Source organism: Mucilaginibacter gracilis (assembly GCF_003633615.1).
GTDB lineage: Bacteria > Bacteroidota > Bacteroidia > Sphingobacteriales > Sphingobacteriaceae > Mucilaginibacter > Mucilaginibacter gracilis.
Window position 1 is genome coordinate 2,302,543 of record NZ_RBKU01000001.1, and the last position, 12,407, is coordinate 2,314,949.

At 41.7% G+C, this 12,407-nt stretch carries 17 protein-coding genes; 11 read left to right on the forward strand and 6 right to left on the reverse strand.

Annotated elements, in window-relative coordinates:
* Positions 1-71: 71 nt before the first annotated feature.
* The gene (locus BDD43_RS09785; protein ID WP_121195558.1) at positions 72-1,193 is read right to left on the reverse strand and encodes an ISAs1 family transposase; all 1,122 of its coding nucleotides are present in this window, start codon (positions 1,191-1,193) and stop codon (positions 72-74) included.
* A 178-nt stretch (positions 1,194-1,371) separates the two neighbouring features.
* On the opposite strand from BDD43_RS09785, the gene BDD43_RS09790 reads away from it, so the two are divergent.
* From BDD43_RS09790 to BDD43_RS09815, 7 genes are all read left to right on the forward strand, one after another.
* Complete coding sequence (locus tag BDD43_RS09790; protein ID WP_121197506.1) at positions 1,372-2,058, forward strand: NUDIX hydrolase; 687 nt, start codon at positions 1,372-1,374, stop codon at positions 2,056-2,058.
* 86 nt (positions 2,059-2,144) lie between these two features.
* Positions 2,145-3,041, forward strand: coding sequence for an NUDIX domain-containing protein (locus BDD43_RS09795; protein WP_121197507.1), 897 nt, complete (start codon positions 2,145-2,147; stop codon positions 3,039-3,041).
* 4 nt (positions 3,042-3,045) lie between these two features.
* Positions 3,046-3,555, forward strand: a complete 510-nt coding sequence (locus BDD43_RS30565; protein ID WP_246001515.1) for a nicotinamide phosphoribosyltransferase domain-containing protein — start codon at positions 3,046-3,048, stop codon at positions 3,553-3,555.
* Positions 3,533-3,946 carry a hypothetical protein gene (locus BDD43_RS30570; protein WP_246001517.1) on the forward strand — a complete coding sequence of 138 codons (414 nt, stop codon included), beginning with the start codon at positions 3,533-3,535 and terminating at the stop codon, positions 3,944-3,946. The genes BDD43_RS30565 and BDD43_RS30570 overlap by 23 nt, the downstream gene beginning before the upstream one ends.
* A 101-nt stretch (positions 3,947-4,047) precedes the next feature.
* A complete protein-coding gene (locus tag BDD43_RS09805) occupies positions 4,048-5,169 on the forward strand; it encodes an ISAs1 family transposase (protein ID WP_121195558.1) in 1,122 nt (373 codons plus the stop codon).
* 28 nt (positions 5,170-5,197) lie between these two features.
* Positions 5,198-5,728 (forward strand): hypothetical protein, encoded by a 531-nt coding sequence (locus BDD43_RS09810; RefSeq protein WP_262707449.1) that lies wholly within the window; start codon positions 5,198-5,200, stop codon positions 5,726-5,728.
* Positions 5,729-5,734: 6 nt separating this feature from the next.
* On the forward strand, positions 5,735-6,640 hold the full coding sequence (locus BDD43_RS09815) for a ribose-phosphate diphosphokinase (protein WP_121197509.1): 906 nt from the start codon (positions 5,735-5,737) through the stop codon (positions 6,638-6,640).
* A gap of 150 nt (positions 6,641-6,790) precedes the next feature.
* Here the strand turns inward: BDD43_RS09815 and BDD43_RS09820 are convergent, their stop codons facing one another.
* From BDD43_RS09820 to BDD43_RS29965, 3 genes are all read right to left on the reverse strand, one after another.
* A complete protein-coding gene (locus tag BDD43_RS09820) occupies positions 6,791-7,375 on the reverse strand; it encodes an RNA 2'-phosphotransferase (protein ID WP_246001521.1) in 585 nt (194 codons plus the stop codon).
* 120 nt (positions 7,376-7,495) lie between these two features.
* Complete coding sequence (locus BDD43_RS09825) at positions 7,496-9,082, reverse strand: recombinase family protein (RefSeq protein WP_121197511.1); 1,587 nt, start codon at positions 9,080-9,082, stop codon at positions 7,496-7,498.
* Between the two features lie 50 nt (positions 9,083-9,132).
* Complete coding sequence (locus BDD43_RS29965) at positions 9,133-9,306, reverse strand: hypothetical protein (protein ID WP_162847017.1); 174 nt, start codon at positions 9,304-9,306, stop codon at positions 9,133-9,135.
* 111 nt (positions 9,307-9,417) lie between these two features.
* Here BDD43_RS29965 and BDD43_RS09830 point away from each other — a divergent pair, with 111 nt between their 5' ends.
* Positions 9,418-9,993 (forward strand): hypothetical protein, encoded by a 576-nt coding sequence (locus tag BDD43_RS09830; protein WP_121197512.1) that lies wholly within the window; start codon positions 9,418-9,420, stop codon positions 9,991-9,993.
* 1 nt (position 9,994) lies between these two features.
* On the opposite strand, the gene BDD43_RS30790 is transcribed toward BDD43_RS09830, so the two are convergent.
* Positions 9,995-10,123, reverse strand: coding sequence for a hypothetical protein (locus BDD43_RS30790; protein WP_262707408.1), 129 nt, complete (start codon positions 10,121-10,123; stop codon positions 9,995-9,997).
* A gap of 40 nt (positions 10,124-10,163) precedes the next feature.
* Positions 10,164-10,619, reverse strand: coding sequence for an RteC domain-containing protein (locus BDD43_RS09835; RefSeq protein ID WP_121197513.1), 456 nt, complete (start codon positions 10,617-10,619; stop codon positions 10,164-10,166).
* A gap of 152 nt (positions 10,620-10,771) precedes the next feature.
* Between BDD43_RS09835 and BDD43_RS29685 the strand changes: the two genes are divergently transcribed.
* From BDD43_RS29685 to BDD43_RS09850, 3 genes are all read left to right on the forward strand, one after another.
* Entirely contained in the window at positions 10,772-10,951 is a 180-nt protein-coding gene (locus BDD43_RS29685) for a hypothetical protein (RefSeq protein WP_147425601.1), read from the forward strand.
* Positions 10,952-11,140: 189 nt separating this feature from the next.
* Positions 11,141-11,551 (forward strand): plasmid mobilization relaxosome protein MobC, encoded by a 411-nt coding sequence (gene mobC / locus BDD43_RS09845; RefSeq protein WP_121197515.1) that lies wholly within the window; start codon positions 11,141-11,143, stop codon positions 11,549-11,551.
* A complete protein-coding gene (locus BDD43_RS09850) occupies positions 11,533-12,399 on the forward strand; it encodes a relaxase/mobilization nuclease domain-containing protein (RefSeq protein WP_121197516.1) in 867 nt (288 codons plus the stop codon). The genes mobC and BDD43_RS09850 overlap by 19 nt, the downstream gene beginning before the upstream one ends.
* Positions 12,400-12,407: the final 8 nt, after the last annotated feature.

Consider the following 12,407-nt stretch of genomic DNA (forward strand, 5'->3'; position numbering starts at 1 on the left):
TCAGGAATTGGATGCAAAGATAGAATTTTAATTTAATTCACCTAAAATATTCAATTAGCAGGGCCGACGCATTAGGAATTTGTTTTAGCGATTAATGAAAGAAGAAATTTATGGTTCCACCCGGCCATTTTTCTTTTTGCTTTCAGGCTGGCCTTACTGGTTTTGTCGGCTTTTAGGATATTTAGGGCTATCTTTCTGACTACGGCAAGGTTTTGGGCGGTCTGTTTGTTCCGTGTGGTATTGTAATCTTCGCCAAATCCGACATCCAACTGCCAGTGCAATTGGTTCTCAATGCCCCAATGTGCGCGGATGGCTTGGTTAAAATAGGCAGCATCAGCACGGAGGCTGGAGATATAGTAGCGGTCTTGTATGGAGTGGCTGTCACCTATTATCCTTTCCGAGGTTATTTTGATGATGGTCTTTATTCCCTTCCAATTTTCCTTTTCGTCAACCCAGTTAAGTTCATGAATGACTTTGCAGTCTCTGATCTCCGCCCGCCCGTGGCCCTTATCCAGGTGCTGGCTGTAACTGTCTTCTTTAAAGTTGAACTGATTGATTACCTGTTCATAAAGTGTTTCCTGGTTCTGTTTCAAAGCAAGGATATAATCGCCCTGGCTTTCGACAATCTGTTCAGCAATCGCTTTCTGTGTACCCATTGCGTCGATGCTTACTACCGCCCCTTTGATGTTCAATAGCGATAACAATGCTGGGATCGCCGTAATCTCATTGCTCTTGTCATCCACTTTTTGTTGCCCCAGTACCAACTGGTTACGACCCGACCAGGCGCTTACCAAATGCAAGGCCCCCAACCCCTGGTGTTTGCAGGCGCTGTTACAGATGCTCTTTCCATCGATAGCGATCAACTCCTTTTCGCCAGACAGGCCCGACTCCTCAAGACCCCGGCTAAGTTCCGCTGTCCAGGCACGAAAACACTGTTCAAAAAGCGCCGAATCGATCAGCATAAAAACCCGGTTGATCGTGTCATGACTGGGTATGCCGTTTTCAAGAGGCAGCAACTGCTTTAAAAAATCTTCTTTCTCCTTCCCGAATTCTTCCATCTCGTACCAGCTTTCTGCACCACATAGAACGGCCAATACCGACAAAATGATAACTTCCAGTAAATTGTGTTTCTTATTATTACCTGTACGAGGATCAGGTATCCATCTAAAATGATTGTGAAGTGAAGTCGTCATATGCTTTTACAAAGAAAAAACGCTAACCCGACTCTAATCCTCCCGAAACCACAAAAGTTATACCTACGTTTCCAACACTTTGTTCATAACCATATCAACTTTTAACTATTCTTATGCGTCAGCCCTGATTCAATTAGGCTTTACTTGCCTGCTTTACACAGATTGATAACTTTGCAATATGCCCACCAAGCAAAATATTAAAGTAGCCGTTGATGCCGTCGTATTTGGATACACATCCAAAGAAGGCTTGTCTGTACTTCTCATCAAACGTAATATACAGCCGTTTAAAGATACTTGGGCCCTTCCCGGAGGGTTAGTTGGTGACGATGAAGCATTAGAAGACGCTATTCAGCGTGAGCTGAAAGAGGAGACAGGCGTTAACATCAACTACTTAGAGCAACTTTACAGCTTCGGCAAGCCAGGGCGTGATCCGCGTAACCGGGTAATCTCAATCACTTATTATGGTTTGGTTAAACCTGATGCCTTTGAACTGCATGCCGATACCGATGCTGCGGACGTCGGCTGGTTCAATATAAAAAAGCTTCCTCCACTGGCTTTTGATCATCAGGAAATCTTAAATGCCGCGCATGAGCGTCTGAAAAGCAAAATGCTTTACCAACCGGTGGGCTTTGAACTGCTGGACGAAAGATTCCCCTTCTCAGAACTGGAAAAACTGTATATGGCTGTGCTCGACCGACCCATTGATCGGCGTAACTTTAAAAAGAAAATAACAAAATTTGGTTTTTTAGAGGAAACTACCGAAAAACAAGCCTTATACGGTGCCGGCCGCCCCGGTAATCTTTTCCGCTTTAACGAGCAAAAATACTTCCAGCAACAAAAAGAAGGTATCAACTTCGAGATATAAATCTTTGAAAATTAAAATAAATGAAAAAAATAATTTGCGTATTTAAAACGCATATTTATATTTGCGTATAATTAACGCAAATAGTCATGAAGACAGCAGTAATCATCGCACGCTTTCAAACCCCATATCTGCACGAGGGCCACAAGCAATTGATCAGTATGGTTAAAGAGAACCATGTAAAACTGATTATCTTATTAGGTGTAAGTCCTTTGGTCGGCAGCCGCAAAAACCCTTATGATTATTATACCCGCGAAAAGATGATCAAGAAAGATTATCCGGAAGTAATTGTGTTACCGATAAGCGATCATCCAAGCGATAAAACCTGGTCGGATAGTATTGATAGCTTATTGAAAGGCGTTTTCCCGAATGAGCACTTTAGCCTGTTTGGCAGCCGGGATAGTTTCATTCCTTACTACTCAGGCAGGTTTGAAACGATTGAATTACCAGAACATGGCGATTATAACGCCACCGAGTTACGCAAACAATATGCGGATAAGGTATTCGATTCCAACGATTTCCGTGCAGGTATCCTATATGCCTTGTATAACCAGTACACCAAGGTATATCCGACAGTTGATATTGCTTGTTTCAGGAATAGCAAAACGGAAATACTGTTAGGCAAAAAAGCTACGAACAACAAATGGCGCTTTATAGGTGGCTTTGCCGACCCTGAAGATGAAAGTTATGAAGCAGCGGCTAAACGTGAACTCATGGAGGAATGTGGTGACATGGAAGTCGGTGAAATGAGCTACGAAATATCTGCAAAAATAAACGACTGGCGTTACCGTAACGAAGCTGATAAGATTATCACTTTATTATTTAGTTGCGATTTTATCAGCGGCTCGCCTGCTGCTCAGGATGACATTATTGATCTGGACTGGTTCCCGGTGGCTGACTTGCCAAAGATGATGGAGAACCAAACCATTAGCCCTGAGCATTTAGATATGTTTAAAGTAATTATTACCAAATACCTTAAAAACTAATACCATGAAACGCGAAAATTTGATCCTACTGGCCGACGCCTACAAATACGCTCACCATAAATTTTACTACCCCGGTACCACCCAAATTTACAGTTATTTGGAAAGCAGGGGCGGCATGTTTGATGACACCATCTTCTTTGGTCTGCAATATTTCCTAAAGGAATACCTGCAAGGTCCGGCATTTACTCAGCAAGACCTGGACGAAGCCGATGGCTTTCTGCAACAGGTATTTGGCCGCGATGATGTGTTCGATAAATCAAAATTTCAATACATCCTTGATAAATACAACGGCCACCTGCCCGTAAAAATAAAAGCCGTAGCCGAGGGTATTGCCGTTCCAACTAGTAATGTGCTGATGACCATTGAAAATACCGACCCTGAATGCTACTGGCTCACCAATTTTTTGGAAACCCTATTGATGCAGGTATGGTACCCCTGTACAGTAGCAACCCTAAGCAATCAGATACGAAAGGTAGTAACCCGATTCTACAATGAATGCTACAGAAGGTGCTGAAGCCGGGATTGATTTTGTACTGAATGATTTTGGTTTCCGTGGGGTGAGCAGCGTGGAAAGCGCCAAAATTGGCGGAGCGGCTCACCTGATCAACTTTAGCGGAAGCGATAATTTGGCCGGCAGCGGGATGACTATTAATTACTACGATGCTACCAAAGTTTACGGACTAAGCATCCCTGCAACCGAACATAGCATTTGTACTTTATTAGGTCGCGATGGCGAACTGGAGATCTTTAAACATGTGATCCGTACTTTCCCAACTGGCACCGTTGCTTGCGTATCTGATAGCTTCAACATTTTCAGAGCTTGTAAAGAATACTGGGGTGGTGAGCTGAAAGAAGAGATTCTAAATCGCCAGGGTACCCCAGGGCTGACGCATAAGAATAGTTAAAAGTTGATATGGTTATGAACAAAGTGTTGGAAACGTAGGTATAACTTTTGTGGTTTCGGGAGGATTAGAGTCGGGTTAGCGTTTTTTCTTTGTAAAAGCATATGACGACTTCACTTCACAATCATTTTAGATGGATACCTGATCCTCGTACAGGTAATAATAAGAAACACAATTTACTGGAAGTTATCATTTTGTCGGTATTGGCCGTTCTATGTGGTGCAGAAAGCTGGTACGAGATGGAAGAATTCGGGAAGGAGAAAGAAGATTTTTTAAAGCAGTTGCTGCCTCTTGAAAACGGCATACCCAGTCATGACACGATCAACCGGGTTTTTATGCTGATCGATTCGGCGCTTTTTGAACAGTGTTTTCGTGCCTGGACAGCGGAACTTAGCCGGGGTCTTGAGGAGTCGGGCCTGTCTGGCGAAAAGGAGTTGATCGCTATCGATGGAAAGAGCATCTGTAACAGCGCCTGCAAACACCAGGGGTTGGGGGCCTTGCATTTGGTAAGCGCCTGGTCGGGTCGTAACCAGTTGGTACTGGGGCAACAAAAAGTGGATGACAAGAGCAATGAGATTACGGCGATCCCAGCATTGTTATCGCTATTGAACATCAAAGGGGCGGTAGTAAGCATCGACGCAATGGGTACACAGAAAGCGATTGCTGAACAGATTGTCGAAAGCCAGGGCGATTATATCCTTGCTTTGAAACAGAACCAGGAAACACTTTATGAACAGGTAATCAATCAGTTCAACTTTAAAGAAGACAGTTACAGCCAGCACCTGGATAAGGGCCACGGGCGGGCGGAGATCAGAGACTGCAAAGTCATTCATGAACTTAACTGGGTTGACGAAAAGGAAAATTGGAAGGGAATAAAGACCATCATCAAAATAACCTCGGAAAGGATAATAGGTGACAGCCACTCCATACAAGACCGCTACTATATCTCCAGCCTCCGTGCTGATGCTGCCTATTTTAACCAAGCCATCCGCGCACATTGGGGCATTGAGAACCAATTGCACTGGCAGTTGGATGTCGGATTTGGCGAAGATTACAATACCACACGGAACAAACAGACCGCCCAAAACCTTGCCGTAGTCAGAAAGATAGCCCTAAATATCCTAAAAGCCGACAAAACCAGTAAGGCCAGCCTGAAAGCAAAAAGAAAAATGGCCGGGTGGAACCATAAATTTCTTCTTTCATTAATCGCTAAAACAAATTCCTAATGCGTCGGCCCTGCAGGGTACCCTGGTAATTCGTCCAGATAGTGGCGACCCGATCATGACCTTGCTGGAGATATTTAAGATCTTGTTCGAAACCTTCGGTTTTACCACCAATAACAAAGGATATAAAGTATTACCACCTCAAGTAAGAGTAATCCAAGGCGATGGTGTAAATTATGCTGAGATCATTAACATTTACAATGCTCTAAAAGCAAATGAGATCAGCGCCGAAAACCTTGTGCTGGGTATGGGGGGAGCCTTACTGCAAAAGGTTGATCGCGATACTCAGAAATTTGCTCTGAAATGCAGCAGCGCAGTAATTAACGGACAGGAAGTAGCCGTAGAAAAAAGCCCGACCGAGATGGATGCCCAGGGTAACATCACCCCAAGCTTTAAAAAGAGCAAGGGCGGCCGTTTAAAACTGGTAAAAATAAATGGCTTCTTTAAAACGGTAAACGAGCAGGAACATTTAGAATTAGCCAATGAGTTGTACACCGTTTTTGAAAATGGCAAACTGCTAAATACCATTACATTTGAACAGGTAAAAATAAATGCTAACTAGTTACATATGAAAAAGCTATTATTCGCCATAAAGGGTTATGAGTACCTGGCCGAAAAGGTAATGGCTTGCGGCGATTTTGAGAAAGGCGAACTGGAAGTAAGCCACTTTACCGATGGCGAGCGTTATCAACGCATTATCTCTCAAATAGAGAACAGGAATGTGGTATTGATCGGCGGCACTGTAAACGATGGCGCTACTTTAGAACTGTATGATCTGGCATCTTCATTGGTTAGCTATGGAGCTAACTCATTAACGCTGGTTATCCCGTATTTTGGTTATTCAACCATGGAGCGGGCGGTGCTAAGCGGTGAAATTGTAACTGCTAAAACTCGGGCTCGGCTACTGTCGGCTATTCCAAGATCAAACCGAGGGAATAAAGTCTTACTCTTCGATCTGCACTCTGAAGGTATTCAATATTACTTTGAGCATGATCTTTACCCGGTACATGTTTACTGTAAAGACATCGTGATAAAAGCAGCTCTTGAATACGGTGGCGATAACTTTGTAATGGCCAGCACCGATGCGGGTCGGGCTAAATGGGTGGAATCGTTAGCTAACGACCTGGGCGTAAACGCCGCTTTTATCCTGAAGCGTCGTTTGAAAGGCGACCATACCGAGGTAAGCGCTATTAATGCTGATGTAGACGGCAAAACGGTTATCATTTATGATGATATGATCCGCTCTGGCGGCAGTATTATCAATGCGGCCAAAACTTATAAAAACGCCGGTGCCGGCGATATTTATGTTATTACTACCCATGGTTTATTTGTGAACGATGGCATCAACAAACTGAAAGATAGTGGATTAATTAAGAAGCTGATCTGCACAGATTCGCATACGAACACGCAATTTATTAATGATGACTTCGTGGAAGTAAGAAGCTTGGCGGGGTTAATTTGTGAGCTTATTTGACACTTTCCGCTTAAAGCCAGTTTTAGGTGGTGCAGGCTTGCGATTATTCAAACTATAATTGATCTTAGTCACTTCAACAACTAGATTCTCGTTAGTTTTGTCATGATATCCCGAGGGTATCCATTCCGGCTTGATCATATTTCAATATTGTTAAGTGTTTAGATTTAAAAACCGGGCAGGCACCCGGTCGGTCAACCAAACCCTATTTTCAGACAGGTAAAATATGTAGCCCTCTTTATACATTTCGCCTGAAAGTACATTAAATATTGCCGGCTTGCCGTGTCTGCTTCCAACCTGTATTGCTGTTTCAATATCCTTACTTAAATGTACATGTTGCCGGCTCCGTTTTTCAAGACCAGTGTTCTGAATGGCAGCCACAGATTTTTCGCCCGTGCCGTGATAAAGTACGTCCGGCGGTATTTGCGCCTCATAACCTAATTCAACATCAATTGAATGTCCCTGGCTGGCGCGAATTTTTTGCCTGTTTTCATCAAATGCAAAACGTTTTTTACTGCTGGTTTCAACCACATGGTTTAATAACTCCAGATCTAAATGGTGACCATATGCATTAGCCTGTTCTAATAGCTCGTTTACATTTACCCAGCCCTGCTCGTCCAAATCAATACCGATCAGTTGCGGCTGATGCCTTAGTACGAGGCTCAAAAATTTGTTGGTTGCAGTTGTTTCTTTTTCGTTCATGGCTTCGCTTAAATTTTCAACAATAAAAGTAGACACAATTTGGTTTGATTTTTTGAGAATACGTTTTGAAAGTTAAAATAATATGCTTATCTTTAAAATACAATTTGCAGTCATTCTGAATGATTTAGCTGGTGAGTGATTCGGTGAGTAACGCGATCAAAGCCACATAAGATATTGAAAACTAAATAGTTGCCGGAGATAAAATAGTTTCGTCGGGACCACCCCACGATACAGCGTCTGAAAGTCAGGCGCTGTATCTGTTTTTAAGCTACCTAACTCATTGTTAATCAACCAAATAGCTTTGGCTATTGTGTTGACCCGAGGTGTTCGATGTCCCTCCCCGTCAAATTCGATTTTTTCGGGGAAAAGTGAACACAGGATATGACGCTGTTTTTGGAGTGTTGCTTTTTCAAATACTTTATCGAGGTTACAAAACGTGGAAATGATCTTATCGGTCAATTTATCAATGTCTAATCGAATAACTTTTGATTCAGAAACTTCCTGTAATTTTACCTCTAAACGTGCGATTACAGCGTCACAATCCGCTTTTATCTCCTTATAGTCCGAAGATTCAATTTCCTCGTCCAGTAATAGCCGCCGGGCTTTCGCAATTTTCTCGTTCTGTTTTGTGATGTCAGTCATCACTTGCGTTTTTGCATTGAACTCATTTTTTGTTCGACTTTTGTATACAGAGGATATTACCAGTTTTAGCAACTCTACAGCGGCGGGATTTAGCACCCATGTTCTAAGTAAATCAAGAAATAATTTGTTTGTCTCAATCGCATTATGCCGCACACCACAAATATGGTCGCAGTGGTAATAGTAGTAATGTTTGTGCTTACCTTTTGAAGAACTACCAGTTAACATTTTATGACACTTGTTGCACTTAATAAAGTTCCTTAGTGGTAAGAGTTCCATAGAAAGTAATTTTGCGGCAGGGACGCGCTTTCGTCCATTTAAGATGTCCTGTACATCATAAAATAATGCTTGTGAAACTAACGGCTCATGTTGTGCGTCCACTATATACGACTCTTCATCCTTGTGCTGCTTGATTATCAATTTGCCGCAATAAACAGGGTTGCGTACATTTCTCCAAAAGGTCATTCGGGTACATACCAGTCCAAGTTGATTAGCTTTTTTCCTAATCTGGTCAACTGCAAATACATTCCTTGATATCTCCTGAAATACCCATTTCATAATTCCAGCTTCCGGCTCAAAGGGCGCTATATATTTCTTTCCTTCAGGGGAAGAAAGGTTTTTATAACCAAGTGGAGCCGTACCCATAAAACGCCCTTCCTTTTTTGCCCGCCGCATTCCGTAAAATACATTTAATGCCCGGCGGTCATTATCTACCTCACCTGCGGCAAGATAGATAGCCAGCATCATTTTACTTTCAGGAATGGTCATGTCCAGCGGCTGTTCTATCGAAATGGGCTGCACTCCTAACTTGGATAGAACGCCGATCATCTGATAAGATTCGCTAACATTTCTGCTGAACCTATCCCATTTTGTAAATAGAATAGCATCAGGCTTAGATTTGCTTTTCCGTAGTTCTGAAAGCATCCTTGTCCATGCTGGACGGTTGAATGTTTTAGCAGAGTGATCTTCAAAAATGATGTTTAAAACCGCAATGGAGTTTTGCTCACAATAGCGTTGCAGACGTTCGTGTTGGTCACGTTGGGAGTAGCCTTTGTCTGCTTGTTCATCCGTACTTACGCGGATGTAGAGAATTGCTTTTTTCATAATAAGCTGTTAAGTAAACAATATTGAAAATGCACCTATAAAGCGCAAAATCAAGGTTTTTTATCCTGATCAACTAATTGATCTACAGACAAGTTAACTAAAAAAAATAGCAATTCCAAGATGTTTTTAGCTTCATCGACATTGACTTTAATGCCGTTTTTAGCAAGAATTTGGACGGCGATTTCCGGCCTAATGTTACTTTGATTATGATGTTCTGATTCCATACGCAGGCTTATAATGTGTTTAAAATCAAAGTTGCGAAGACTATATAAGAGCCATTCCCAACATAGGACTATATTGGGAACTTTAATTATATCTTAGTAAAAACTTCTAAAATGAATGATTCGATAAAGCCTACTTCCGCCGAGTTTCAGTTTTTAACCCTGGCATATAATCGTTTTTATGATCTATTCGATGAGGTTATGAATGAAGATTTTTGGCTGAAGAATGATTGGGAAAGATTTTCTAAAATATCTCAGTCATTTGCAATTTATGCAGAACTCCTAAATTATGAACCAATAAAGTATGTAATAGAATCCCTGAAAAAAGAGCGGCCACCGATGGAATCAGAAATTGGGAGTGAGGTTTTTAAGTTTGTAAGAAATATTTTTGCGCATTTTCCCTTCTTTGAAAAATGGGATGATGTTTGGGTTAACAAGTCGGTGGTAAACTGGCATAAAGAGGGGCTTACTATAGACAAATTTATTAAAAAGTATCTTGGAAAGCCGGAAGTTAAATATCGCTTTTGGGAACCTAAGTTTAAACGAATGACTTATTTGTCTATTTCTTTTCCAATTGCTTACGAACCGGATACAAAAATCTTACTTAAAGATATCATTTCGGAAAAAGAAGGTGTTAAATTTTCCTTCATTTTAATGAAACAGATAATGGATACTCAAGTTAAAAGCTAATTTATTCTTTCGGTTTACCCCCATCTGAATCATCATAATCAATATCTCTATCCTCTTCTTCCCATTTATCTTTCAGGTTATCAAGTGCATCTAACATGCGCTCTGGAAGATCGCTGTTACCGCTGATCATTTGTAACGTATTAAAATCTATATCATCCGGTATATCAGGATTAAAGTTTCAACTGGCAAAGGGGACCTTTTTGAGTGGGCCAAAAGGGGTCATTTTGGTGTGTTTTATCCACGTCAGCGACATCCCGATAATATTCATATAAATCCTGGTGGTTATGAAAGAAGTCTTCGATCTTTTCAACCTCATTGGCCAAATAATCTTTTTCCTCTGCACTTCCTGCAATTGGCCGGAATATTTCTTTATTATGGACTTCACACATAAAAATAAGCTTGCCCATAACTACAGGCTTAACCTCTTTGAAAAAATAGATTTCCTCTGATCTCTTTTTAAAAGGATGCTTTAGAATGTAAATTCTTAACTCTTCAAGAAGCGTTTTAATATAGGGAATAGATTTTTGCGACCATTTTTGAGTAGCTGGGTATTCTAATCTAATGTTTAACAGTTCTCCGTCCATTCGATTAATAAGGCCAGCGCAATGCAATTTCAATTCTTCCATAGCAACAAGTGTCGTACTAAATTATGCAATATTCTTTAACAAGCATGTGGATGCTATTACAAAACGCAGGCTGTTTAAAAACCCCATCCCTTCCCAGCATGGGAAGACCTGCAAATTTTACCGTCAATCTTTGGCAAATACAAAATTATGCCATGAGACAAAATGTAAAATTAAGCAAAGATACCAAGCCCGATAAGCTTGCTTATAAAGAGGTGCTGCCAAAGAAAAAAGCCATCCCCGAACGTAAGAGAATCCGGCAGCTTTTACGATCCATGCTACCGATGGAGGAAGAACAAAGGCAACTCAAAGAGGAACAAAACCTGTTCAGATAAAGCCCGCAATCCAATGATGAAATGTTTAGTGCCAAACCAATTTCCAGCAGGATTTTGCAGGTCGCGCAGCCCCCATTTAGGGTGCAGCAAAGATGTATTTCCGTCTACGGAAACCTCTTTGCTTGTTACCACAAGAAACGAAGGGGCTGCGGAACTTGCCCCTTCTGGAAACATAAAACGACTAATGTAATGCCCAGGAAAAAATCTGCCAATCCCGAAGAAACATTGACCCGTGTGTTAAGGATCAGGTTAACCGATGCCGCATTTAAAAGACTGGAAAAGATCAGTAAAAGCAGTGACTGCCACACCATCGGAGAAGCGGCAAGGAAGATCCTGAGCAAAGAAAAGATCACCCTTTTTTATAAAGACATTACCCTCAATTCTACAATGGAAGAGTTGGCATTGATCCGTAAAGAACTGCGGGCAATAGGCATCAATATCAACCAGATCACCAAAGCATTTCATAGTGACAAAAGGGAGAATGCGCAGGCATTTCAAATCAGGAGAATACTACCACTATATGAAAAAGTAGAAGCTAAAACGGATAGCTTATTGATACTCATTAACCGATTAGCTGAAAAATGGTTGCCAAGATCATAGCAGGAAAAAGTTTGAGGGGCGCACTGCATTATAACGAAAACAAAGTGCTGGAGGGCAAAGCCGAACTGATTCTAGCCAGCGGCTTTGCCGGTGATATCGAGCGGATGAATTTTAACCAAAAGCTGCACCGGTTTGGAAACCTGCTCATGCTTAGCCCGAACGTTAAAACCAATACACTCCATATTTCCCTGAATTTTGATGCCGCCGAAAGACTGACAGATGAAGCCCTGCAAAAGATAGCCATCACCTATATGGACAGGATCGGTTTTGGCGACCAACCATTTATAGCCTACCGTCACAATGATGCGGGACACGACCACATCCATTTAGTCACCACAAATATCCAGGCAAACGGCAAGCGGATAGACCTGCATAACATCGGGGCCAACCAGTCCGAAAGGGCAAGAAAAGAAATCGAAGAGGAATTTAAGCTGGTCAAGGCACAAAGCAAGACCTATAAAACTGAATCTGCCATTAAAGCCATTGATATTGAAAAGGCGCTTTACGGAAAACTGCCGACGAAACGGGCAATCAGCAATACGGTAAATGCAGCGATCAGTTCCTATAAATTCACTTCGATTGCCGAATTAAATGCGGTACTGAAACAGTTTAATGTTATCGCTGATCGGGGAGCAGAAGACAGCCAAATGTTCCAAAACAAAGGACTGATTTATAGCCTGCTGGATGCAAACGGCAATAAAGTAGGTATTCCCATCAAATCAAGTTCACTCTACACCAAACCAACTTTACCCTGGCTGGAAAAGCAATTTTTAAAACATGAGAAAAACAGGTTACAGGACAAGCCAAAACTGAAATTTGCGATAGATTGGACATTCCGGAGCCATTGATCACCCCG

Coding starts and splice junctions, on each gene's coding strand:
- BDD43_RS09785 (WP_121195558.1), bottom strand. CDS start 1,193: ATGACGACTTCACTTCACAATCATTTTAGATGGATACCTGATCCTCGT.
- BDD43_RS09790 (WP_121197506.1), top strand. CDS start 1,372: ATGCCCACCAAGCAAAATATTAAAGTAGCCGTTGATGCCGTCGTATTT.
- BDD43_RS09795 (WP_121197507.1), top strand. CDS start 2,145: ATGAAGACAGCAGTAATCATCGCACGCTTTCAAACCCCATATCTGCAC.
- BDD43_RS30565 (WP_246001515.1), top strand. CDS start 3,046: ATGAAACGCGAAAATTTGATCCTACTGGCCGACGCCTACAAATACGCT.
- BDD43_RS30570 (WP_246001517.1), top strand. CDS start 3,533: ATGAATGCTACAGAAGGTGCTGAAGCCGGGATTGATTTTGTACTGAAT.
- BDD43_RS09805 (WP_121195558.1), top strand. CDS start 4,048: ATGACGACTTCACTTCACAATCATTTTAGATGGATACCTGATCCTCGT.
- BDD43_RS09815 (WP_121197509.1), top strand. CDS start 5,735: ATGAAAAAGCTATTATTCGCCATAAAGGGTTATGAGTACCTGGCCGAA.
- BDD43_RS09825 (WP_121197511.1), bottom strand. CDS start 9,082: ATGAAAAAAGCAATTCTCTACATCCGCGTAAGTACGGATGAACAAGCA.
- BDD43_RS29965 (WP_162847017.1), bottom strand. CDS start 9,306: ATGGAATCAGAACATCATAATCAAAGTAACATTAGGCCGGAAATCGCC.
- BDD43_RS09830 (WP_121197512.1), top strand. CDS start 9,418: ATGAATGATTCGATAAAGCCTACTTCCGCCGAGTTTCAGTTTTTAACC.
- BDD43_RS30790 (WP_262707408.1), bottom strand. CDS start 10,123: ATGATCAGCGGTAACAGCGATCTTCCAGAGCGCATGTTAGATGCACTT.
- BDD43_RS09835 (WP_121197513.1), bottom strand. CDS start 10,619: ATGGAAGAATTGAAATTGCATTGCGCTGGCCTTATTAATCGAATGGAC.
- BDD43_RS29685 (WP_147425601.1), top strand. CDS start 10,772: ATGAGACAAAATGTAAAATTAAGCAAAGATACCAAGCCCGATAAGCTT.
- mobC (WP_121197515.1), top strand. CDS start 11,141: ATGCCCAGGAAAAAATCTGCCAATCCCGAAGAAACATTGACCCGTGTG.
- BDD43_RS09850 (WP_121197516.1), top strand. CDS start 11,533: ATGGTTGCCAAGATCATAGCAGGAAAAAGTTTGAGGGGCGCACTGCAT.